The organism is Nocardioides oceani, assembly GCF_030412965.1.
In the GTDB taxonomy this organism is placed as follows: domain Bacteria; phylum Actinomycetota; class Actinomycetes; order Propionibacteriales; family Nocardioidaceae; genus Nocardioides; species Nocardioides oceani.
In genome coordinates this window covers 67478-88881 of sequence record NZ_JAUHJQ010000003.1, presented here as the reverse complement: position 1 = coordinate 88881, position 21404 = coordinate 67478, and the positions used below count along the sequence as shown (strand labels likewise).

General features: G+C 74.2%; 19 protein-coding genes. 7 read left to right on the top strand and 12 right to left on the bottom strand.

Going from position 1 to position 21404, the window contains the following annotated elements:
• Window positions 1–5: 5 nt before the first annotated feature.
• The 4 genes from QWY28_RS10005 to QWY28_RS09990 form a co-directional block, all read right to left on the bottom strand.
• Window positions 6–566 carry a hypothetical protein gene (locus QWY28_RS10005; protein ID WP_300952385.1) on the bottom strand — a complete coding sequence of 187 codons (561 nt, stop codon included), beginning with the start codon at window positions 564–566 and terminating at the stop codon, window positions 6–8.
• A gap of 84 nt (window positions 567–650) precedes the next feature.
• Window positions 651–1448 (bottom strand): inositol monophosphatase family protein, encoded by a 798-nt coding sequence (locus QWY28_RS10000; protein WP_300952384.1) that lies wholly within the window; start codon window positions 1446–1448, stop codon window positions 651–653.
• A complete protein-coding gene (locus tag QWY28_RS09995) occupies window positions 1438–1692 on the bottom strand; it encodes a hypothetical protein (RefSeq protein ID WP_300952383.1) in 255 nt (84 codons plus the stop codon). The genes QWY28_RS10000 and QWY28_RS09995 overlap by 11 nt, the downstream gene beginning before the upstream one ends.
• An 80-nt stretch (window positions 1693–1772) precedes the next feature.
• Window positions 1773–2927 carry an SGNH/GDSL hydrolase family protein gene (locus QWY28_RS09990; protein ID WP_300952382.1) on the bottom strand — a complete coding sequence of 385 codons (1155 nt, stop codon included), beginning with the start codon at window positions 2925–2927 and terminating at the stop codon, window positions 1773–1775.
• A 335-nt stretch (window positions 2928–3262) separates the two neighbouring features.
• Between QWY28_RS09990 and QWY28_RS09985 the strand changes: the two genes are divergently transcribed.
• The 4 genes from QWY28_RS09985 to QWY28_RS09970 all read left to right on the top strand — a co-directional run bounded on the left by QWY28_RS09985 (window position 3263) and on the right by QWY28_RS09970 (window position 5992).
• Entirely contained in the window at window positions 3263–3580 is a 318-nt protein-coding gene (locus QWY28_RS09985; RefSeq protein ID WP_300952381.1) for a hypothetical protein, read from the top strand.
• 14 nt (window positions 3581–3594) lie between these two features.
• On the top strand, window positions 3595–4614 hold the full coding sequence (locus QWY28_RS09980) for an LLM class flavin-dependent oxidoreductase (RefSeq protein WP_300952380.1): 1020 nt from the start codon (window positions 3595–3597) through the stop codon (window positions 4612–4614).
• A gap of 83 nt (window positions 4615–4697) precedes the next feature.
• Entirely contained in the window at window positions 4698–4844 is a 147-nt protein-coding gene (locus QWY28_RS09975) for a hypothetical protein (RefSeq protein WP_300952379.1), read from the top strand.
• A gap of 50 nt (window positions 4845–4894) precedes the next feature.
• Window positions 4895–5992 carry an MBL fold metallo-hydrolase gene (locus QWY28_RS09970; protein ID WP_300952378.1) on the top strand — a complete coding sequence of 366 codons (1098 nt, stop codon included), beginning with the start codon at window positions 4895–4897 and terminating at the stop codon, window positions 5990–5992.
• Window positions 5993–6002: 10 nt separating this feature from the next.
• Here the strand turns inward: QWY28_RS09970 and QWY28_RS09965 are convergent, their stop codons facing one another.
• A complete protein-coding gene (locus tag QWY28_RS09965) occupies window positions 6003–6680 on the bottom strand; it encodes a TetR/AcrR family transcriptional regulator (RefSeq protein ID WP_300952377.1) in 678 nt (225 codons plus the stop codon).
• Between the two features lie 128 nt (window positions 6681–6808).
• On the opposite strand from QWY28_RS09965, the gene QWY28_RS09960 reads away from it, so the two are divergent.
• The 3 genes from QWY28_RS09960 to QWY28_RS09950 all read left to right on the top strand — a co-directional run bounded on the left by QWY28_RS09960 (window position 6809) and on the right by QWY28_RS09950 (window position 12472).
• Window positions 6809–7663, top strand: coding sequence for a 3-hydroxybutyryl-CoA dehydrogenase (locus QWY28_RS09960; RefSeq protein WP_300952376.1), 855 nt, complete (start codon window positions 6809–6811; stop codon window positions 7661–7663).
• 31 nt (window positions 7664–7694) lie between these two features.
• Window positions 7695–8867, top strand: a complete 1173-nt coding sequence (locus QWY28_RS09955; protein WP_300952375.1) for an acyl-CoA dehydrogenase family protein — start codon at window positions 7695–7697, stop codon at window positions 8865–8867.
• A gap of 251 nt (window positions 8868–9118) precedes the next feature.
• Window positions 9119–12472 (top strand): M14 family metallopeptidase, encoded by a 3354-nt coding sequence (locus QWY28_RS09950; RefSeq protein WP_300952374.1) that lies wholly within the window; start codon window positions 9119–9121, stop codon window positions 12470–12472.
• Between the two features lie 116 nt (window positions 12473–12588).
• Here QWY28_RS09950 and QWY28_RS09945 read toward each other — a convergent pair whose 3' ends face one another.
• From QWY28_RS09945 to QWY28_RS09915, 7 genes are all read right to left on the bottom strand, one after another.
• A complete protein-coding gene (locus tag QWY28_RS09945) occupies window positions 12589–13101 on the bottom strand; it encodes a lipoprotein LppJ family protein (RefSeq protein ID WP_300952373.1) in 513 nt (170 codons plus the stop codon).
• Complete coding sequence (locus QWY28_RS09940; protein ID WP_300952372.1) at window positions 13098–14873, bottom strand: alpha/beta hydrolase; 1776 nt, start codon at window positions 14871–14873, stop codon at window positions 13098–13100. Before QWY28_RS09940 ends, QWY28_RS09945 begins: the two co-directional genes overlap by 4 nt.
• Window positions 14870–15178 carry a hypothetical protein gene (locus tag QWY28_RS09935; protein ID WP_300952371.1) on the bottom strand — a complete coding sequence of 103 codons (309 nt, stop codon included), beginning with the start codon at window positions 15176–15178 and terminating at the stop codon, window positions 14870–14872. The genes QWY28_RS09940 and QWY28_RS09935 overlap by 4 nt, the downstream gene beginning before the upstream one ends.
• Complete coding sequence (locus QWY28_RS09930) at window positions 15175–15747, bottom strand: hypothetical protein (RefSeq protein WP_300952370.1); 573 nt, start codon at window positions 15745–15747, stop codon at window positions 15175–15177. The genes QWY28_RS09935 and QWY28_RS09930 overlap by 4 nt, the downstream gene beginning before the upstream one ends.
• A gap of 991 nt (window positions 15748–16738) precedes the next feature.
• Entirely contained in the window at window positions 16739–17914 is a 1176-nt protein-coding gene (locus QWY28_RS09925; RefSeq protein ID WP_300952368.1) for an acyl-CoA dehydrogenase family protein, read from the bottom strand.
• Window positions 17911–19824 (bottom strand): acetyl/propionyl/methylcrotonyl-CoA carboxylase subunit alpha, encoded by a 1914-nt coding sequence (locus QWY28_RS09920; RefSeq protein WP_300952366.1) that lies wholly within the window; start codon window positions 19822–19824, stop codon window positions 17911–17913. Before QWY28_RS09920 ends, QWY28_RS09925 begins: the two co-directional genes overlap by 4 nt.
• On the bottom strand, window positions 19821–21398 hold the full coding sequence (locus QWY28_RS09915; RefSeq protein ID WP_300952650.1) for an acyl-CoA carboxylase subunit beta: 1578 nt from the start codon (window positions 21396–21398) through the stop codon (window positions 19821–19823). The genes QWY28_RS09920 and QWY28_RS09915 overlap by 4 nt, the downstream gene beginning before the upstream one ends.
• Between the last annotated feature and the right edge of the window lie 6 nt (window positions 21399–21404).

Below are 21404 nucleotides of genomic sequence, written 5' to 3'. Positions count from 1 at the left end.
CGGGCTCAGCCCTGCGGGACGGGCGCGCTGAAGGTCCGCGGCGTGCCCAGCCAGTCGACCGCGGTGCCGCCACCCTTCCGCGCCCCGCTGACCCGGACCTCGACGCGCACGTCGGTGGTCGCGTCGTCGCGGTCGAAGCAGTCCTGGGAGAACCGCGAGCGCACCGTCTCGGCGTCGTAGTCGAGCCGGCTGGTGTAGGAGCACTCGACGCGCTCGCCGTCCTGGTCGCTCCAGCCGTCGACGGCGACCAGGGCGTAGTCCGTGCCCTCGAAGTAGCCGCCGACCAGGACGTACTCCGGCCCCTTGTCCTCGGGGTCGGTGTCGAGGAAGACCTTGCCGCCGGCCTGGGAGCGGAAGCCGGGGACGAGGTCGCGGTGGGTCGTGACGACCCGCAGGTTCTCCTCGCCGTTGACGACCTTCACCGAGCGCAGGTCGACGCCGGGGCCGACGTCGCCGGCCTCGTCGGCGAAGGCCGAGGTCGCGGCGTGCGCGGTGGTCGCGAGCAGGAGGGACGCGGTGGCGAGACAGGTCGCCGCGGCCGCGGCGGTGGGCAGGGACGTGCGCATGGGAGGAGCTCCTCAGGTGGGGGGACCGTCACCAGGGGGACGCACGAGGCGCCTCCCGGGTTGCCTCCCAGGATGCGCCGGTCCTCAGAGCCCGGGAAGGGCCGGCACCAGCCCGCGCACGACGTCGTACGTCGCCCGGTCGGCCGCCACGACCAGCCCGGACGGCGGCGGGCCCTGCGGCCGGTACGGCTCGCCCCGGAAGGTGCCGACGTGCCCGCCGGCCTCGGCGACGAGCAGCGATCCGGGGGCGTGGTCCCACGGCTTGGTCTTCTTGTAGAGCGCGTAGTCGGCGCGGCCGTCGACGACCGCGGGGTAGTCCACCCCGCAGCAGCGCCACGACAGCTCCAGCGTGCGGAGCGTGCCGAGCGCCCGGCCGATCCAGCCGCGGCGCGAGGTGACGCCGAGGAGCCCGTCGCCCACCGGCGGCCGGTGCACCCGCACGTCGTTGCGCCACGCGCCGGCGCCCCGCTCGGCGACGTACGCAGCGTGGTGCTGGGGCTGCCAGATCCAGCTGCGGACGACCGCGCCGCCGCGCAGCTCGGCCACCATCACCGCGTGGTCCGGCGAACCCTTGACGAAGTTGCGGGTGCCGTCGACGGGGTCGACGGTGAAGGCGTGGTCGGCGGCGCGGAACCGGTCGAGCACGGAGGCGTCCGCCGAGGCGGCCTCCTCGCCGAGGACGAGCGCGTCGGGGTAGGCGGCGGTCAACCGCCGGGTGATGAGGACCTCCGCCTCCCTGTCGGCCACGGTCACCAGGTCCCCGGGGTGCGACTTCGACGACACGTCGCTCTCGGCGAGCCGCCGGAAGCGGGGCGTGATCACCTCGTCGGCGACCTCCTGCAGCATCGCGAGCACCTCGTCGGTGCCGAGCTCAGCGGGCACCGGCGTCCTCCCCGTCGTGGGCGGCGGCGCGCACGCCGAGGCTGACCGCCCAGCCGATCACGGCCACGAGCACCAGCAGCCCGCCGACGGCGAACGCCGCCAGGCCGAGCAGCGACCCGACGCCGTACCCCTCGCCACCCGCGCCGCCGACGGCGAGGACGGCCCCGCCGAGGACGGCGAGGATGCTCCCGACCAGCCCGCAGAGGTTCAGGGTCGCGCGTGCGTCCTCCGCGCTGCTCGCCATGCCGTCCACCTCTTGCCGCCCGCTCGTCGTTGGTCGCCCGCCTGCACGCTAGCCGCCCGAGCGGCGAGGCCCGACGCGGGTCAGAGGTCGAGCCACTCCGCCGCCCGCCGGCTGAACCGCTTCAGGGCACGCGCCTGCGGCCGCGTGAGGTCGCCGGCGCGACGCTCGCCGGTCACCCGGTCGCGGAGGAGCTGCAGGCGCAGGGCCGCGTCGGTGTCGAGGCCCAGCGCGGCGTACCGCACCACCGCCCGGACCGGCCGGCGCAGCGCGCGCGCCTGGGCGGCCGGGATGCGCTGGTGCGCGACGAGGCCGTCGTAGCGCCGCAGGACCCGGTCGCCGGCGGACGGCTGCGGAACCTCGGGCAGCCCGAGCGTGCGGATCGCCGCGGCCGCCATCTGCTCCTCGCCGAAGGCGTTGGGGTGCACGACGACGGGGTTCGTGCCACCGAAGACCGGCTCGATCCAGCGGGTGCCGGCCGGCTGGCAGGCGTCGTGGCCCTCGGAGACGCCGGCGAGGTCGACGTACGTCGCGCCGGTCGCCTCCGCCGCGCGCCGCACCGCGTCGTTGAGGGTGGCCTGGAGCGAGCGCAGGTAGGGCACGTCGCCCTCGGCGACCGGCATCCGGCCGAAGCAGCTGCCCTCCGCGGGGAGGATCCACGGGTAGCCGAGCACGCCGACCCGGGCCCGCGGCGCGCGCTCGCGGACGTCGGTGAGCGCCTGCACGAGCGCGGGGTACGTCGCCTGGCGCACGGTGTCCTCGTAGGACGAGCCGTGCTCGTCACGGCACGGGCTGCCCGCGCCGCCGGTGGAGAAGCCGGCGATGCTGCAGTCGCGGATCGCGCTGCCGAACACGCCGCCGTCGTTGCCGCCGATCGTCACCGTGACCAGCTCGGTCCCCGCCGAGAGCGCGTCGAGCTGCGGCGCCACGCCGGGGTGCTGGGAGGTGCGGAAGTGGGAGGTGTCCGCGCCGCCGCAGGTCACGTCGGTGAGCGCAGCACCGGTGCGCTCGGCGACCACATGGGCGTAGTTGCGCAGCGAGCGCTGGCACTCCGGGGGCGCCGTCGGGTCGACGGGCTCCACGCCGGCCGCCGAGGCGTAGGAGTCCCCCAGCGCGACGTACGTCGGCCCGGCCGGCGTCGGGGGCGCGGCTGCGGAGGGGCCGGCGAGGCCGGCCACGAGGGTGGAGGCCCCGCCGGCGACGAGGCCGGTGGCGAGCGTGACGAGCGGGCGGGGCATGGCGGGAGTTCCTCTGCTGGTCGGACCGCCGGCGGTCCGGGCGGGCGCCGGGTGCGGTCACGGTACGCCGGGAGCCGCGCGTGCCCGATGGTCCTAGTACCCCGCGTTCTCCCGTGTCGCGGCCCTCCGGCGGCCTAGCGTGGCTCCTGGTCACCCATCCGGAGCAGCGGCCGGTGCCGGTGGCCGGGCACGGCGGAGCGCGCACGTGCCGTCCGACCCGGACCTGCGCAGCGGCTGGTTCGTCGGGTGGAACGGCTCGTGCGCGTCACCGCCGCCCGGGACGTCCCCGGGCTCCCCTGCCGGGGACGCCCCGGCCGTCCGCGTACGCTCCCCCGATGACCGCCAGCCGATCCGCCCGCGGCCGCCGGGCCGCCGCCCAGGCCGGTCCCCTCTCGCGGGTGACGGTGGACGTCGACGCCGAGGACCAGCTGGTCTACAAGATCTCCTGCAGCGCGTGCACCGTCCGCGGCGGCAAGGCGTGGTCGGCGTACCGCCCCGGCGCCGACAACGGCTACCTCGCCGCCATGGACCGCTGGTCCTTCCACCTCGTCGAGAAGCACCCGGGCGCCGAGGCGCCGTGCCTGGAGTTCCTGGCCGAGGCGCAGCAGCGGCTGCACGAGCGGCGCGAGGGCGGAACACCCGACGACGCGTGAATGTTCAACCAGTCATGAAGAACATCGGGTTCCTGTCGTTCGGCCACTGGACGCCCTGGCCGCAGTCGCAGACGCGGTCGGCGGCCGACGCCCTCCTGCAGTCGATCGACCTCGCCGTCGCGGCCGAGGAGCTCGGCGTCGACGGCGCGTACTTCCGGGTGCACCACTTCGCCCGGCAGCTCGCCGCGCCGTTCCCGCTGCTCGCGGCGGTCGGCGCGCGCACCAGCCGGATCGAGATCGGGACCGGCGTGATCGACATGCGCTACGAGAACCCGCTCTACATGGCCGAGGACGCCGGGTCCGCGGACCTCATCTCCGGCGGCAGGCTGCAGCTCGGCATCAGCCGCGGGTCACCGGAGCAGGTCATCGACGGGTTCCGCTACTTCGGCTACGAGCCGCCCGAGGGCATGGACCACGCCGACATGGCGCGCCGGCACACCGAGGTCCTCCTGCAGGTCCTCGAGGGCGAGGGGTTCGCCGAGCCGAACCCGCGGCCGATGTTCCCGAACCCGCCGGGCCTGCTGCGGCTCGAGCCGCACTCCCCCGGCCTGCGCGACCGGATCTGGTGGGGCGCCGGCTCCCGCGCCACCGCCGAGTGGACCGCGGAGCAGGGCATGAACCTGATGAGCTCGACGCTGCTCACCGAGGACACCGGCGTGCCGTTCCACCGGCTCCAGGCCGAGCAGATCGAGCGGTTCCGCGCCGCGTGGACCGCGGCGGGCCACACTCGCGAGCCGCGCGTCTCGGTCAGCCGCAGCATCTTCCCGGTCATCAGCGACGCCGACCGCGCCTACTTCGGCCACGAGTCCCGCAGCCAGGACCAGGTCGGCATGATCGACGGCGGCCGGGCACGGTTCGGCAAGACGTACGCCGGCGAGCCGGACCAGCTCGTCCGCGAGCTGGCCGAGGACGAGGCGGTCGCCGCGGCCGACACCCTGCTGCTCACCGTCCCCAATCAGCTCGGTGTCGACTACAACGCCCACGTGCTCCAGGCGGTCGTCGAGCACGTCGCGCCCGCGCTCGGCTGGCGCTGACCCCTGCTCGCCCACCCCTCGACCCATCTTCAGCGGCCCTGTGGTCGCTCCATACGCGTCCTGCGCCGTGTGGAGCGACCACAGTGCCGCTGCAGAAGGACCCGCGGCACCGTCAGCCGCGACCAGCCGTCGTCGCCGCACTCGTCCTGACCGCGGTCCGCGAGCCGCGCCACCACCACGCCGCGACGGTGCTCGAGGAGACGGCCGGGGCGGTGGCCGGGCACGGCTGACCGAAGACCCCGGCGGGTGACCTCGCCCGAGCCCGCTCGTTGGGCCGGACATGTGCGACCTCACCCGCCGGGCACTGCTCACGACCGGCGCGGCCGCCGTCGTCGGCGGTACGACGCTCGGGGGCACGGCGCTCGGGGGCACGGCGGCCGCGGCCGCGCCGGGCCGCGCCCGGACGGTCGCGGCCCGGCGGCTCTTCTTCGGGCGGGCCAACGTGGCGGCCGACGGCCGGGTGCGGCCCGACCGGGTGCTGCTGTCGTGGTTCGGGGTGACCAGCTTCGCGATGGCGATCGGCGGCCGCGTGGTGCTGCTCGACGCCTGGGTGCCGCGCGGGACCTACGCCCGCCGCGTGCCGGTCACCACGGGCGACCTGGTCGCGCTGCGGCCGAGCCACGTGCTGCTCGGGCACGGCCACTTCGACCACGCGGCCGACGCCGCGCCGGTCGCGGCCGCCACCGGCGCGGTCGTCGTCGGCACGCCCGAGCACTGCAGCCAGGTCACCGCGCAGGCGGCCGCCGCGGGACTCGGCCCGGTGCGGACCCGACCCCTGGCGGTGCCCGACGTCGGCGACGAGGCGGAGCTGCGGCTGGGTCGGCGGGTGCGCGTCACCGCGCTGCGGCACGTCCACTCCGCGGTCGAGGCCCCGGCCGGCGACGTACCGCCGTTCCTGCCGCCGCCCGACCCGACGCCCGTCCTGACCGACCCGCCGAGCCTCGAGGACGGCCTGCACACGCTGCTGCACCAGGGCGACCAGGAGGGCGGGTCGCTGCTCTACCGCTTCGAGCTCGGCGGCTTCTCGCTCACCTGGAACGACACCGCGGGCCCGCTGCGCGACGACCCCTCCCGGGTGCTCGACCGGCTCGCGCGCCGGCCGCGCTCGGACGTGCACGTCGGCGCGGTGCAGGGCTTCGGGCAGTACACCAACGGCCTGCGCGACCCGCTCGACTACGCGGAGGCGGTCCGGTCGCGGGTCTTCGTGCCCAGCCACCACGACAACTGGCTGCCGCCGATCACCGCCCCCGCCTCGGCGTACGAGCAGGCACTGCGCGAGGGACTCGCCGCGATCCCGGAGGCGCGACGCCCGGCGCTGCGGTTCGTCCGGGACACCCGCGACTACCTCGACGCCCGCCGGCTGACCTTCCGACCCTGACCGGGGCCGCTCAGGCGAGGAGGTCGCGGATCTGCGGCAGCAGCCGGTCGAGGTCGGCGGCGTCCCGGACCACCAGCACCGCGGGCAGCGGATCGGCGGCGGCACCCTCCCGGCCCGGGAGGTCGACGTGCGACTCGACCTCCGCCATCGCCGCGCGGAACGCCCGGCGCGCCTCGCCCGCGGTGGCCAGGTGGCCGCGCAGCCAGGCGCGCAGCACGTGGTTGTGCCCCGTGACGACCGCGTTGGCGATCAGCTCCGCGCGCAGCAGGCTCTCCGGCGTACCGCCCAGCCAGCCGTGGATGTGGCGGGTGAAGGTCCGCTCGTACTGCCGGATCCCGGCGCGCTCGCGCTCCTGCAGCGCCGGCACGGTGCGGGTCAGGCGGTAGCGGCGGCGCGCCCGCTCGCCCTCGTCGAGGTAGTGCTGCAGCACCAGCCCGGCCGCCTCGGACACCCCGACCACGGCGGTCCGCGGCGTCGCGGTCGCCAGCCGGGCCGCGATCGCGGTCAGCAGCTGCTCGTGGTCGGGGAAGACCACGTGCTCCTTGGAGCGGAACTGCCGGAAGAACGTCGTGCGCCCGACCCCCGCCCGCGCGGCGATGTCCTCGACCGTCGTCGCGTCGTACCCCCGCTCGGCGAAGAGCTCGAACGCCGCGTCGACGATGCGCTCCCGCGCGCTCGGCTCCGCCACCGCTCGCCACCTCCGCTCCGCCCGGGGCGCCCCGGGTCCCGACCTGCCGCCCGAAGCCTAGACGGTACCCAGTACCGTGATCGCGGTATCCGGTGCCACCCAGGCCCGGGCGAAGGAGGGACGCAGGCATGGAGCGCGTGGGAGTGGTCGGGTTCGGGCTCATGGGAGCCGGCATCGCGGAGGTCAGCGCGCGCGCCGGCCTCGACGTCGTCGTCGTGGACGCCGACCAGGCGGCGCTCGACCGCGGCCGCTCGCGGCTCGAGGCGTCGCTGCGCCGCGCCGAGGCGAAGGGCAAGCTGACCGCGGCCGAGGGGTCCGCCGACGACGTGCTCGCGCGGATCCGGCCGGTCACCGAGCTCGACGCGCTCGCCGACCGCCAGCTCGTCGTCGAGGCGATCGTGGAGGACGAGGCGGCCAAGGTCGACCTGTTCCGCACCCTCGACCGGACGCTCACCGACGAGCAGGCGGTCCTCGCCTCCAACACCTCCTCGATCCCGATCATGAAGCTCGGCGTGGTCACCCAGCGCCCCGAGCACGTCCTCGGCATCCACTTCTTCAACCCGGTGCCGGTCCTCAAGCTCGTCGAGCTCGTCCCGAGCCTGCTGACCGCGCCGGAGACCACCGAGCGCAGCCGCGCCTTCGTCCAGGACCGCCTCGGCAAGCAGGCGATCGACTGCCAGGACCGCGCGGGCTTCGTCGTCAACGCGCTGCTGGTGCCGTTCATCCTCTCCGCGATCCGGATGTACGAGTCCGGCTTCGCCTCCGCCGAGGACATCGACCAGGGCCTCGTGCTCGGCGCCGCGCACCCGCAGGGCCCCCTCGCCCTCGCGGACCTGATCGGCCTCGACACCACCAAGGCCGTCGCCGAGTCGCTCTACGAGGAGTTCAAGGAGCCGCTGTACGCCGCCCCGCCGCTCCTCCAGCGGATGGTCGACGCCGGCCTGCTGGGCCGCAAGAGCGGCCGCGGCTTCTACACCTACTGACCCCCACCCAGGACCACCGGAGAACGCACCGATGAGCACCGACCTCCCCCTCTACGACCTCTCCGAGGAGCACCGCGCCGTCCGCGAGGCCGTCCGCGCGATCTGCGACGCCAAGGTGGCGCCGTACGCCGCGGACGTCGACGAGCAGGCCCGCTTCCCGCAGGAGGCGGCAGACGCGCTGCTCGCGTCGGACTTCCACGCCCCGCACGTGCCCGAGGAGTACGGCGGCGCCGGCGCCGATGCGCTCGCGACGGTGATCGTCATCGAGGAGGTCGCCCGTGCCGACGTGTCGGCCTCGCTCATCCCGGCGGTCAACAAGCTCGGCTCGCTGCCGGTGCAGATCGCCGGCTCGGAGGAGCTCAAGAAGCACTACCTCGGCGCGCTCGCCCGGGGCGAGGGCGGCTTCTCCTACTGCCTCTCCGAGCCCGAGGCCGGCTCGGACGCGGTCTCGATGCGCACCCGTGCGGTGCGCGACGGCGACGGGTGGGTGCTCGACGGGGTGAAGCGCTGGATCACCAACGCCGGCGTCTCGGAGTACTACACCGTGCTCGCCGTCACCGACCCCGAGAAGCGCTCGAAGGGGATCTCGGCGTTCGTCGTGGAGAAGTCCGACCCGGGCGTCTCCTTCGGCGCGCCGGAGAAGAAGCTCGGCGTCAAGGGCTCGCCGACGCGCGAGGTCTACCTCGACAAGGTCCGCATCCCCGCGGACCGGATGATCGGCGCCGAGGGCACCGGCTTCGCCACCGCGATGAAGACCCTCGACCACACCCGCGTCACCATCGCCGCCCAGGCCGTCGGCGTCGCCCAGGGCGCGCTCGACCACGCGCTGGCGTACGCGAAGGAGCGCCAGCAGTTCGGCACGCCGATCGCGGACTTCCAGGGCCTGCAGTTCATGCTCGCCGACATGGGCATGAAGGTGGAGGCCGCGCGCCAGATGACGTACGCCGCCGCCGGCCGCTCCGAGCGCGGCGACGACGACCTCACCTTCTTCGGCGCGGCCGCGAAGTGCTTCGCCTCCGACGTGGCCATGGAGGTCACCACCAACGCGGTGCAGGTGCTCGGCGGCTATGGCTACACCCGCGACTACCCGCTCGAGCGGATGATGCGCGACGCGAAGATCACCCAGATCTACGAGGGCACCAACCAGGTCCAGCGGATCGTCATGGCGCGCCAGCTCCTCGCCGGCGTCCAGTCCACCCTCTGACCGCCACTCGTCACGCCGCCGGCCGGGGCGCCGCGGGCGAGGGTGCCGCCGGGCGGTCGTCGACGGGGACCCTGGTCTAGGCCAGGATCCCGGCCCCCTGGGCGTGCGAGTCGATCCTGTAAACGACTCGTTACCGCGACTGAGCAGGGCCCGCTTGTCAGACATCCTGACAACCGCCGGCGCGTCCCGCCGGCTCAGCTCCGTGCCCACAGAAACGAGTTCTCGTGAGAAAACTACGCGCCCTCACAGGCGTGACCGGTCTCGCCCTCACCGCGTCGTCCCTGGTCGTCGGTGCCGGTGTGCCGACGGCCCTCGCCGCGCCCACGACCGCCGCCCCGTCCGCGGTCGAGCCGGGTCGCGGGCCCTCGACCGCGAAGAGCGTCGATCCCGTCACCCGCGCGAAGGTCGCCCGGGCCGCGGCCGCCGCGCCGGCCGTCGGGACGCCGATCGCGATGCCGACGTCGTACCCCTACCAGCCCTCCCTGCGGATCTACCGTCCCAACGCCGACGACGCCGCGCACACCGCCGCGCTCCTGGGGCACCCCGACCTCGCGCCCAAGCTGATGGACCTGATGGCGGTGAGCGACCGGATCTCGGTCCAGGTCGTCGGGCAGTCCACCGAGGGCCGCGACCTCTACCTCGTGACGGTGACGGCGCCCGAGACCGAGGCGGAGACGGCGCAGCAGGCGCAGTGGAAGGGCCTGATCAAGAACGACCCGGTCGCCGCCGCGGCCGACCCCGACCTCGCCGCCCGCTACAAGACCCCGGTGTGGATCAGCAACAACATCCACGGCAACGAGTGGGAGGGGACCGACGCTGCGATGCAGTACATCGAGTACCTCGCCACGGCCCCGATCGCCGAGGTCCGCAGCGTCCTGGCGAACAACCGGCTCTACTTCTCCCCGTCGCTCAACCCCGACGGCCGCACCAACGCGACGCGGGCCACCGCGCTCGGGCTCGACCCGAACCGCGACATGATCACCAACACGACTCCGGAGACCCGCTCGTTCATCCGGACCGCGCAGGCGATCCAGCCCATCTACGCCGCCGACTTCCACGGCTACACCAACGTGTTGCAGATGGAGCCGTGCGGGCCGCCGCACGGCTCGAACTACGAGTACGACCTCACGATGCCGCACAACTACGCCCTCGCCCTCAAGGTCGAGAAGGACGTCGTCGACGCCGCCATCCCGGGCAACACGTACCTCAACACGACCACCGGTCGGGTCGTCACGGCCAACACCGGCCCCGAGACCGCGCACATCAAGATCCCCTACCGCGACACCCCCGACGGCTGGGACGACTTCCCGCCCATCTTCACCGCGCAGTACGCCGCGTTCTACGGCGCCGCGTCCGCGACGGTGGAGCTGCCGCTGACCCGCGGCGCCGCCGGCGGACGCCAGACCCCGGAGCGCGCGAAGGTCAACACGGCGGTCGCCTACCAGACGATGCAGAGCATCGTCGGCTACATGAACGTCGCGACCAACGCCCGCGAGATGATCGGCAACCAGATCGAGGCGTTCCGGCGCGGCCTCTCCGGGGAGCCGAAGAGGACCCTCACCGTCGACGACGTCTCCAGCGTCCCCGGCCCGACGCAGTGGCGCGGCCTGTGGGACGTGGCGGACAACCAGGAGCCGGTGACGCTGCCGCGCGCGTACGTCGTCCCGGTCGGCGAGGGCCAGCGCTCCGCCAGCGACGCCCGTCGCCTGGTCGAGCAGCTGCTCCAGCACGACATCGAGGTCGGCCGGCTCGTCTCGGCGGCCACGGTGGGCGGGACGACCTACCCGGCCGGCTCCTACGTCGTCGACATGGACCAGCCGCTGCGCGGGCTCGCGAACGCCCTGCTCGACCTCGGCGAGGACATCTCGGCGAAGGTCCCGTCGATGTACGACATCTCGGCGTGGAGCCTCGGCTACACCTGGGGCGCGACGGTCGACAAGGTCGGCCTGGTGGGCGAGGCGCCCCTCGGCGACGTGCTGCCGATCAGCGAGGTCCCCGCCGTCGCCCTGCCGGGTGCCTCGGACGGGTTCCTCAGCTTCGACGTGGCCGGCGTGCCGGACTACCAGCTCCTCAACGCCCTCCTGGAGGACGGCGTCAAGGTCTCGATGCTCGAGGACGGCTCGGTCGTCGTCGACGGCGCCGGACGCTCGACGGCCCTCGCCGCCGCGCAGGAGCTCGGCGTCGAGCTGGACGAGGCGTCCACCGACGACCTGGCTGCTCTCGACGACGAGGACACCAAGCCGCTGGACGACCTCACCATCGGCTACGTGGGGACCCAGGACGACCGGCTCTCGCTCGAGCAGCTCGGCTTCGACGACATCGCTCCCCTGTCGGTGGCCACGCTCAACGCGACGCCGACCGCGCTGGACGCGGTCGACGTGCTGTGGGTCGCCTCGTCCTTCGCCCCCGCCGCCGGCACCGCTGCCCGCACCGCGGTGGAGGGCTTCCTGGCCCGCGGCGGGGCGCTGCTCGGCCGGACCAACCAGGCGTTCAACGCGGCCGTGTCCTTCGGGCTGCTCAGCGGCACGGTCACCAGCGGCAACGGCTCGGGCAACGGCATCGTCGCCGTCGACACCCCCGAGGGCTCGGTGCTCGAGCCCTACGCCCAGGACACGTCGTTCATCTACCCGGCGTACTCCTTCAGCGGCCTCGGTGCCGGCACCAAGATCGAGCAGACGTACGACGCGACCAAGCCGTTCCTCGCCGGTCACTGGCGGGGCACCACGCCCACGAACGGGCCCGCGCAGGCCGCCGGCCAGGCCTCCGTCGTCTCCTCGGAGAACCCCACGACCGGGGCCAAGGCGCTGGTTTTCGGCACCTCGGTGTTCTTCCGCACCCACCCCAAGGGCGGGCTGAGCCAGGCTGCGCGTGCGCTGTTCTGGGCCGGGCCCGAGGGCGACGAGCTCGTCGCACCGGAGCCGACCCCGCCGGCGCCCACGCCGCCGCTGCCGCCGGTCCCGACGCCGCCGACCCCGACCGACCCGACGCCGACCGACCCGACCCCGCCGACCCCGACCGACCCGACGCCGGAGCCGGTGACCACCGACCTGACCGTCGCGCCGGTCGCACCGGTCGCCTACCCCGGGGTCGCCTCCGTGACGGTGTCCGTCGGCGCCGCCGAGGGTGCGGCCGAGGGGACGATCGACCTGATGGTCGGTGACCGGGTCGTCGCCAGCGCTCCCACCTCAGGTGGTCGCGCCACCCTGCGGGTGCCGGGCCTCCGCCCGGGCACGACCACCGCGGTCGCGGTCTTCACGCCGACCGAGGAGACCTACGCCTCCTCGAGCAGCACCGTGCGGATCGTGGTGCGCAAGGCAGAGTCCGACGTCTCGATCTCGGCGCCGACCGTCGGCGGGGTCGAGGACGGAGCGGCACCGGTGACCGTGCGCCTCGTGCTGCGGCTCCCCGGACTCGCGCCGGTCGGCACGATCGTGCTGAAGGACTTCGGTGTCGTGAAGCGTGTCGTGCGCCTCACCGCGGCCGACGACGGCCGCAAGGTCGTGACGCTGCGCCTCGGGAAGGGCAAGCACTCGCTCCTGGCCAGGCTCCGGGGGTCGGCGCTGGTCGCACCCAGCACCGACAGGGTCACGTTCCGGGTCCGCTGACGCGGTCCACGTGATCGAGGGGGCCGGCATCCGTCAGGGTGCCGGCCCCCTGTGCGAGCTACCGACCGTCCGGCGCACTCACACCGCCGGGCCCCGCCTCGTGCCCCACCGCCACGTCACTCGATGTCGTAGGTCTCGGTGAGCAGGTCGTCCTGCTCCGGCGTGGTGTCGACGCACGGGCCGGCGACGCCGGCGTCGACCTGGCCCGGGTGGCGGCGGGACTCGCCGAGGGTGGCCCGCAGGTCGTCACGGACGAGAACGGCGTAGGCACGCGGCTCGGTGCCGGCGTTCTCGACCGTCCACCCGTCGGCCTCGAGCGCGTCGGTGAGCGCGGCGATCTGGTCGGCCATCGATCCGTCCGGCCGGCCCGACCCGCCCGCGCCGTACTGCAACGACGGCGGCTCGGCGGTGCACACCGACCACTCGCCGCGCAGCGGGCCGAGCTCCAGGTCGACACCGGCGGCGACCCCGGCGACCGAGCGGACGGCGTCCTCGACGCTCGCCCGCGACGACTCCGTGTCCGCGGCCGCCTCCTCCGGCGACGCGTCCGACCCCGAGCACCCGCCCATCAGCACCCCTCCGACCACCAACGACGCCGCCAGCGCGGCCGCCCTCGCCCGGCCCCTCACGGGCCCGGCTGCTGCGTCTTGGACTCACCCTCGACACCGCTGCTGGGCTCGCGGTCCGCCTCGGGGTCGACCGGCCCGCCGTACCACGGGTCGTAGCTCTGGTCCGCACCGTTCACCTGGTCCCCGTGCCCGTCGACGATGAGTCCGATGTTGTAGAGCGACTCGGTGTCGTGGCGCAGGTAGGAGCCGTGCGCGTCGCCGACGCCGGTGTGCCACTCCCGGTCGGTGCGCTCGGCCTCGAACCGGGTCGCCCCGAAGTCCTCCGAGGACGGGTCGGTGCCGAGGCCCGCACCGAACTTGCCGACCCAGCCCTCGTCGCCGAGCGTGGCCACGAAGTCGCGGCTGTCCCGCCCGACGTACACGTGGTCCTCCCCCACGCTGAAGTCGCCGGCCTCGTCCGCCGGCCCGGCGCCGGGGCTGCCGATGAGCACGACGTCGTCGGCGCGCAGGTCGTGGTCGCCGGCGGCGTACGACGTCGTGGTGGAGCCGTAGCTGTGCCCGATCGCGGTCAGGTGCGCCGGGTCGTCGGGCCGCGAGGCACGCAGGCCGTCGACGGCGTCGGCGAGCCGGCGGCCGCCGTCCTCGGCGCGACCCTCGGTCAGGGTGGCGGGGTCGTAGAACTCGTCGGGCGCGTCGTACCCGAGCCAGAACAGCGTCGCGACGCTGGAGCCGTCGCCGTTGTAGCGGGTGGCCTCGTAGAGGTCGACCATCTGGCCGGTGTAGCGGCTCGTGTCGCCCATGTCGGTCGTGATGCCGGGGGTGAAGACCGCGACGTCGTCGGCGGTGTCGAGGTCGCCGACCCCGACCGCGACCCGGCCGTCCCCGTCGAACGCGCCCGGCTCGTAGAGGTAGAGCAGGCCGCCGGGCCGCTCCCCGCTGATCGGGTCCTCGAAGGTGTCGGCCTCCTGCAGCGCCCTCTCCGCCTCCTCGGCGTTGGCCAGCACCTGATCCTCGTCCTCGGAGATCGTGCCGTCGGCCTCCTTCGAGCGCAGCGTCGCGAGGTCGTCGTCGAGCAGCACCCGGTTGGCGTCGTCGCGCACGGCGGCGGGGAGGCCGTCGGCGGAGCCGACCAGCTCGGGGTACGCCGTGACGACGGCCTCGCGCTCGGCCTCGCTGAGGCCCTCCCACCAGTCGCGGACGTCCTCGGGGCTCGCACCCGAGCCGGGCGCACCGGGGCGGTCCATCGCGTCCTGTGCGGACTGCGGCACCCCGCCGTCCTCCGAGAGCGCCCGGTCCAGGGACGTGCCGGCGACGAACGCCTGGCGCAGCAGCGCCTCCGCCTCCCGCACCCGGCGCTGGAGGTCGTCGTGGTCGGTGACCAGGTCGGAGTAGTCGATCCGCAGCTCTGTCGCACGCTCGCGCAGCGCGGCGACCACGTCGGGCGTCGCCTCGGCCGTGGCGTTGATGTCGGCGATGAGCGCCGTCCGCCGGGCGTCGAGCGCCTCCTTGCGGTCGACCTGCTCGTCGTAGGTCCGCAGCAGGTCGCGGAGGGTGTCGGCGTACGCCGTCACCGCCCGCCCCACGCGCTGGACCGTGGTCGCCATCGCGGCGTGCTCGGAGCCGGCCGTGGCCGTCGCCCCGCGGTAGGCGTCGGCCGCGTCGCCGATCCAGCCCTGGACGTACTGGATCTGCGCCGCCTCGTCGGAAACCTCCTCGTAGCGGCCGGCCGTGGTGTAGAGCGTCTCGGCCAGCTCGTCCGCGCCGGTGGCGTCGCCCTCGGGCTTGACGACCCGGGGCGGCTGGGACGGCGGGACGTCGATCGTGACGGTCATCGGGCCGGCCCCAGGCGTCCGTCGAGGTCGGTCATCTGGTCCCGCGAACCGTCGTCGGTGCCGCTGTAGTCGGTGACCCGCGCGTCGACGGAGGCAGCGACGCCCTCGGCGATCGCCGCGCTCTCCTCGGCGTACCCCGACCATGCCGAGAGGAACGACGAGGCCGCCCCCTGCACGCTCGGCGGCAGCGAGCCGGTGCCCTGGCCCGCCAGGTCGCGGGAGGTGCCGGTCATCAGCGAGGCCAGCGAGCGCCAGTCCTCGGCGGTGGCGACGAGCGGGTCGTACTCCGCGCCGAGCACGCTCATGCGTCCACCTCCGAGGGGGTCCCGAGCCGGACGTCGCCCGCCCGGACGCGCAGCACCAGCCGCGCCTCGGCGGGCGCGTGCACCAGCTGCAGCTCGGCCCGGCCCAGACCCTCCCCGCGCCCGGCGAGCACACGGGGCAGCCCGTCGCCCGGCGCGAGCACGTGCCATCCGTCGGCGGCCAGCGCGTCCTCCGCACGCCCGACCGCCGCGACGGCCGCGGTCGGGTCGACGTCGTCGAGGCGCAGCGTCGTCTCGAGGCGGTGGGTGCCCGAGGCGCGGCCCGCGGCCCAGCGGGTCCGGATCGTGCCCGGCTCGGCACCCACGAGGGCGGTCCAGAGGGCCAGCGCCTCGGCCTCGCCGCGTGCGGCCCCCTCGGCTGCATCGGCTGCGTCGACCTCGGGCAGGGACGCGACCTCGGCCGGGTCGGGCGGGGCCGCGTCGCCGGCCGGCAGGACGACGACGTCGACGTCGGGGTGGCGGCGGCGGACGACGGACCAGAACGGGTCTGCCGCCACGCGCTCCGCCGCCTCGTCCCCCGTGGTGAACGGCTGGGTGCTCGGGCTGGGCATGTCCCTGGCCTACCCGGCCCGGCACGCGCCCACACCCGCGCGTTCCGTCCGCAGGTCAGGCGGGAGGCCCCCCGACGCCGACCTCCGCTGGTCGATCAGGGAGGCGCCCCAGCGACTTCCGCTGGTTGAGCAGGGAGGCGCCCCAGCGCCGACCGTGTCGAAACCCCCGCAACCGACGCAGGGCCCCAGGTCACAGGTCCCTCACCGGGTTTCGACACGCTCGCTGGCGCTCGCTGCTCAACCAGCGGGACACGCCGGCGCTCGCTGCTCCCCGCCGGTTGAGCAGGGAGGCGCCCCAGCGCCGACCGTGTCGAAACCCCCGCAACCGACGCAAGGCCCCAGGTCACAGGTCCCTCACCGGGTTTCGACACGCTCGCTGGCGCTCGCTGCTCAACCAGCGGGACACGCCGGCGCTCGCCCCCGGCGCCGACCGTGTCGAAACCCCCGCAACCGACGCAGGGCCCGAGGTCACAGGTCCCTCACCGGGTTTCGACACGCTCGCTGGCGCTCGCTGCTCAACCAGCGGGGGCGCCGGCGCTCGCTGCTCCCTGCTGGTTGAGCAGGGAGGCGCCCCAGCGCCGACCGTGTCGAAACCCCGCAACCGACGCAGGGCCCGAGGTCACAGGTCCCTCACCGGGTTTCGACACGCTCGCTAGCGCTCGCTGCTCCCTGCTGGTTGAGCAGGGAGGCGCCCCAGCGCCGACCGTGTCGAAACCCCGCAACCGACGCAGGGCCCGAGGTCACAGGTCCCTCACCGGGTTTCGACACGCTCGCTAGCGCTCGCTGCTCCCTGCTGGTTGAGCAGGGAGGCGCCCCAGCGCCGACCGTGTCGAAACCCCGCAACCGACGCAGGGCCCGAGGTCACAGGTCCCTCACCGGGTTTCGACACGCTCGCTGGCGCTCGCTGCTCAACCAGCGAGGGGCGCCGGCGCTCGCTGCTCAACCAGCGGGGTGCTGGCGCTCGCCGATCGACTGGCGGGGGGGTGCGTCCTCAGTAGGACTTGGGCAGGCCCAGGGAGTGCATGGCGACGAAGTTGAGGATCATCTCCCGGCTGACGGGGGCGATCCGGCCGAGGCGGGCGGCGACGAGCATGTTCGCCAGGCCGAGTTCGCGGGTGAGGCCGGAGCCGCCGTGGGTGTGGACGGCGATGTCGGTGGCGTTGCAGGCGACCTCGCCGGCGGCGTACTTGGCCATGTTGGCGTACTCACCGGCACCCATGTCGTCGCCGGCGTCGTAGAGCGCGGCGGCCTTCTGCTGCAGCAGCCGGGACTGCTCGAGCTCGATCTTGACCTTGGCCAGCGGGTGGGCGATGCCCTGGTGGGTGCCGATGGGCTGGTCCTTCCAGACCTTGCGGGTCTTGGCGTACTCCACGGCCTTGGCGAGGGCGAAGCGCGACATCCCGTTGGAGTACGCCGCACCCATGATCCGCTCGGGGTTGAGCCCGGCGAAGAGCTGCAGCAGGCCGGCGTCCTCGTCCCCGACGAGCGCGTCGGCGGGGAGCCTGACGTCGTCGAAGAACAGCGTCCACTGCTTCTCGGGGGCGTCGAAGGTCATCTCGAGCGGCTGCTTCTCCAGCCCCGGCGCGTCGGTCGGGACGACGAACAGGCAGGGCTTGAGCTTGCCGGTCCGGGCGTCCGAGGCGCGGCCGACCACGAGGATGCCCTGCGCCTCGTCGACGCCGGAGATCCAGGTCTTCTGCCCCTTGAGGACCCAGCCGTCGCCGTCGCGGGTGGCGGTGGTGGTGATGTTGTGGGAGTTCGAGCCGGCGTCCGCCTCGGTGATGGCGAAGGCCATCGTGTACTCGCCCGACGCGATGGCCGGCAGCCAGCGCGCCTTCTGCTCCTCGGTGCCGTACCGGCCGATGACCGAGCCGCAGATCGCCTGGGAGACGACCATCATCAGCATCGGGGCCCCGGCGGCCGCGGCCTCCTCGAGCACCGCGGAGAGGTCGCCCATGCCGCCGCCCCCGCCGCCGTGCTCCTCGGCGATGTTGACGCCGAGGAACCCGTGCGCGCCCATGTCCTGCCACAGCTCGGTGACCTTGCCGCCGGTGCGGGCCTTCTCGGCGACGTACTCGTGGCCGTACTTCGAGGCGAGCGCGAAGACCGCCTTGCGCAGCTCCTGGCGCTCCTCGGGCTCGGCGAACGCGTGGACGGTCTCGGTCATGGCTGCTCCTCCTCGACGACGGCGAGCACCTCGCCGGCTGCGACCTGCTGCCCGGTGGTGACCGGGAGCTCGGTGACCGTGCCGGCGGTCGGCGCCGCCACGGTGTGCTGCATCTTCATGGCCTCCAGGACGAGCACCGGCTGCCCGGCCTCCACCCGCTGGCCGGCCTCGACCGCGACCCGCACGACGGTGCCGGGCATGGGCGCGAGCAGGCTGCCGCTGGCGACCTGGTCGGCCGGGTCGACGAAGCGCGGGACCCGGGTGAACCGGCTGTGCCCGCGCCCGGAGTCGACGTCGACGGCCTCGGCGCCGTGCGGACCGCTCACCACGACGTCGTACGTCGTCCGCACGCCGTCCCGCTCGAGGGCCACCTGCTCCGGGCCGGCCGCGACCACGGCGTACCCGTCGACGACGTACCCGTCGCGCGTGCCGAGCCACTCGACCGTGGTCACCGTGCCGTCGCGGTGCTCGATCTCCGTGCGCTGCGGCTGGCTGACCACGTTGCGCCAGGCGACCGGGATCCCGCGCTGCACGGTCCGCGCGGCACCGGCCCGCTCGGCCAGGGCCAGCGCCGCGGCGACGGAGGCGCCGGGGTCCTGCCCGGGTCCTTGGTCGAACGTTCGATCAACGAGGAAGGCGGTGCTGAGGTCCCCGGCCAGGAACTCCGGCGACCGCAGGACGTCCACGAGCAGGTCGCGGTTGGTGACCACGCCGTGGATGCGCGCGCGGGAGAGGACGCCGGCCAGCTTGCGCGCGGCCTCGCCGCGGGTGGGCGCGTGGGCGACGACCTTGGCGAGCATGGCGTCGTAGTGCGTGGTGACCTCCGAGCCGGACTCGAAGCCGGCGTCGACGCGGATGCCCGGCACCTGCGGGACCTCGAAGGTCGTCAGGACGCCACTCTGCGGCTGGTAGTCGGCGGCCGGGTCCTCGGCGTAGAGGCGCACCTCGATCGCGTGGCCCTGCGGCGCGTCGGCCCACCCCATGAACCAGCTGGCCTGGGCCGCGTGCAGCTGCAGGGCGACCAGGTCGACGCCGTGGACGAGCTCGGTGACCGGGTGCTCGACCTGGAGGCGGGTGTTCATCTCCAGGAACCAGAAGCGCTCGGTGGCGGGGTCGTAGAGGAACTCGACGGTGCCGGCACCGCGGTACTCGATCGCCTCGGCGGCCTTGCTGGCCGCCTCGTGCATCGCGGCGCGGACCTCGTCGGGGATCCCCGGGGCCGGCGCCTCCTCGACGACCTTCTGGTGGCGGCGCTGCACCGAGCAGTCGCGGTCGCCGAAGACGACCGAGCCGACGAGCTGGACCTCGACGTGGCGGCCGCGCTCGACGTACGGCTCGACGAACACCGTGCCGTCGCCGAAGGCCGACTCGGCCTCGGCACGGGCGCCGGCCACCTCGGCGTCGAGGTCGGCGAGCGTGCGCACGACGCGCATGCCGCGGCCGCCGCCGCCCGCGGAGGCCTTGACCAGCAGCGGCAGGTCGGCCTCGGTGGGCTGCTCGGGCGCCTCGAGCACCGGGACGCCGGCCTCGCGCATGATCTCCTTGGCGCGGATCTTCGAGCCCATCGCCTCGATCGACTCCGGGCTGGGGCCGACCCAGGTCAGCCCGGCGTCGAGGGCGGCGCGCGCGAAGGCGGCGTTCTCGGACAGGAAGCCGTAGCCGGGGTGGACCGCATCGGCTCCCGCGCGGCGGGCGGCGTCGAGGACGAGGTCGATGCGCAGGTAGGTCTCGGCCGGCGTGCTGCCGGGCAGGCGGACCGCGAGGTCGGCCTCGCGGACGTAGGGCAGCGCCGCGTCGGCGTCGGAGTGCACCGCCACGGTCTCGATGCCCAGGTCGCGGCAGGTGCGGAAGACGCGGCTGGCGATCTCGGCGCGGTTGGCGACGAGGAGGCGGTCGATGGTGCGGGTCATGGTCTGAACACCCCGAAGCGGTCGGTGCCGACGATCGGCTTGCCCTCGATGACGGACAGGCAGATGCCGAGCACGGTGCGGGTGTCGCGCGGGTCGATGACCCCGTCGTCGTACACCATGCCGGACAGGAAGAACGGCAGGCTCTGCTCCTCGATGGAGGCCTCGACGAACTCCCGCATCGCGGCGTCGCCGGCCTCGTCGTAGTCGCGGCCCTTCGCCTCGGCCGCGGCCCGGGCGACGATGCTCATCACGCCCGCGAGCTGCGCGGGGCCCATGACGGCGGACTTCGCCGAGGGCCAGGTGAAGAGGAAGCGCGGGTCGAAGGCGCGGCCGTTCATGCCGTAGTTGCCGGCGCCGTACGACGCGCCCATCACGACGCTCAGGTGCGGCACGCGGGAGTTGGAGACCGCGTTGATCATCATCGCGCCGTGCTTGATGATCCCGCCCTGCTCGTACTCCTGGCCGACCATGTAGCCGGTGGTGTTGTGCAGGAACAGCAGCGGGGTGTCGACCTGGTTGGCCAGCTGGATGAACTGCGTGGCCTTCTGCGCCTCCTCGGAGAACAGCACGCCCTGGGCATTGGCGAGGATGCCGACCGGCCGGCCGTGGATCCGCGCCCAGCCGGTGACCAGCGAGGTCCCGTAGAGCGGCTTGAACTCGTCGAAGGCGACGCCGTTGCGCGCGCTCACGCCGTCCACGACGCGGGCGATGACCTCGCGCGGGTCGAACGGCTCCTTGAGGTCGGTCGGGACGAGGTCGAGCAGGCCGTCGGGGTCGGCGTCGGGCTCGGCGTACGTCACCGCGGCCGGCGTCCCGACCCGCTGCTCGACCGGCCGGGCGGCCTTGCGCCAGTTGAGCCGGGCGACGATGCGCCGGCCGATCCGGATGGCGTCGCGCTCGTCCTCGGCGAGGTAGTCGGCGAGCCCGGAGGTCCGCGCGTGCATCTCCGCGCCGCCGAGCGACTCGTCGTCGGCCTCCTCGCCGGTGGCCATCTTCACCAGCGGCGGCCCGCCGAGGAAGACCTTCGCCTGCTCCTTGACCATGACGGTGTAGTCCGACATGCCGGGGACGTACGCCCCGCCGGCCGTGGAGTTGCCGAAGACCAGCGCGATCGTCGGCTCCTTGCGGGCGCTGGCGCGGGTGAGGTCGCGGAACAGCCGCCCGCCGGGGATGAAGATCTCCTTCTGGGTGGGCAGGTCCGCACCCCCGGACTCGACGAGCGAGATCGTGGGCAGCCCGTTCTCCTCGGCCACCTGGTTGGCGCGGAAGATCTTCTTCAGCGTCCACGGGTTCGAGGCGCCGCCCTTGACCGAGGGGTCGTTGGCGGTGATCAGGCACTCGACGCCCTCGACGACGCCGATGCCGGTGACGACGCTCGCCCCGACGGTGAAGTCCGAGCCCCAGCCGGCCAGCGGGGAGAGCTCGAGGAACGCCGAGCCCTCGTCGACGAGCAGCTCGATCCGCTCGCGCGGCATCAGCTTCCCGCGGGCGTGGTGCCGCTCGACGTACCGCTCGCCGCCGCCGGCGACGGCCTTGGCGTGCTCGGCGTCGAGCTCGGCGACCTTGGCGAGCATCGCCTC

What these genes read in the sequence shown, in the direction of transcription:
- QWY28_RS10005 (WP_300952385.1), bottom strand. Translation starts at nt 566, where the DNA reads ATGCGCACGTCCCTGCCCACCGCCGCGGCCGCGGCGACCTGTCTCGCC.
- QWY28_RS09935 (WP_300952371.1), bottom strand. Translation starts at nt 15,178, where the DNA reads ATGAGCGTGCTCGGCGCGGAGTACGACCCGCTCGTCGCCACCGCCGAG.
- QWY28_RS09995 (WP_300952383.1), bottom strand. Translation starts at nt 1,692, where the DNA reads ATGGCGAGCAGCGCGGAGGACGCACGCGCGACCCTGAACCTCTGCGGG.
- QWY28_RS09915 (WP_300952650.1), bottom strand. Translation starts at nt 21,398, where the DNA reads ATGCTCGCCAAGGTCGCCGAGCTCGACGCCGAGCACGCCAAGGCCGTC.
- QWY28_RS09970 (WP_300952378.1), top strand. Translation starts at nt 4,895, where the DNA reads ATGTGCGACCTCACCCGCCGGGCACTGCTCACGACCGGCGCGGCCGCC.
- QWY28_RS09990 (WP_300952382.1), bottom strand. Translation starts at nt 2,927, where the DNA reads ATGCCCCGCCCGCTCGTCACGCTCGCCACCGGCCTCGTCGCCGGCGGG.
- QWY28_RS09930 (WP_300952370.1), bottom strand. Translation starts at nt 15,747, where the DNA reads ATGCCCAGCCCGAGCACCCAGCCGTTCACCACGGGGGACGAGGCGGCG.
- QWY28_RS09940 (WP_300952372.1), bottom strand. Translation starts at nt 14,873, where the DNA reads ATGACCGTCACGATCGACGTCCCGCCGTCCCAGCCGCCCCGGGTCGTC.
- QWY28_RS09920 (WP_300952366.1), bottom strand. Translation starts at nt 19,824, where the DNA reads ATGACCCGCACCATCGACCGCCTCCTCGTCGCCAACCGCGCCGAGATC.
- QWY28_RS09955 (WP_300952375.1), top strand. Translation starts at nt 7,695, where the DNA reads ATGAGCACCGACCTCCCCCTCTACGACCTCTCCGAGGAGCACCGCGCC.
- QWY28_RS09980 (WP_300952380.1), top strand. Translation starts at nt 3,595, where the DNA reads ATGAAGAACATCGGGTTCCTGTCGTTCGGCCACTGGACGCCCTGGCCG.
- QWY28_RS09925 (WP_300952368.1), bottom strand. Translation starts at nt 17,914, where the DNA reads ATGACCGAGACCGTCCACGCGTTCGCCGAGCCCGAGGAGCGCCAGGAG.
- QWY28_RS09960 (WP_300952376.1), top strand. Translation starts at nt 6,809, where the DNA reads ATGGAGCGCGTGGGAGTGGTCGGGTTCGGGCTCATGGGAGCCGGCATC.
- QWY28_RS09985 (WP_300952381.1), top strand. Translation starts at nt 3,263, where the DNA reads ATGACCGCCAGCCGATCCGCCCGCGGCCGCCGGGCCGCCGCCCAGGCC.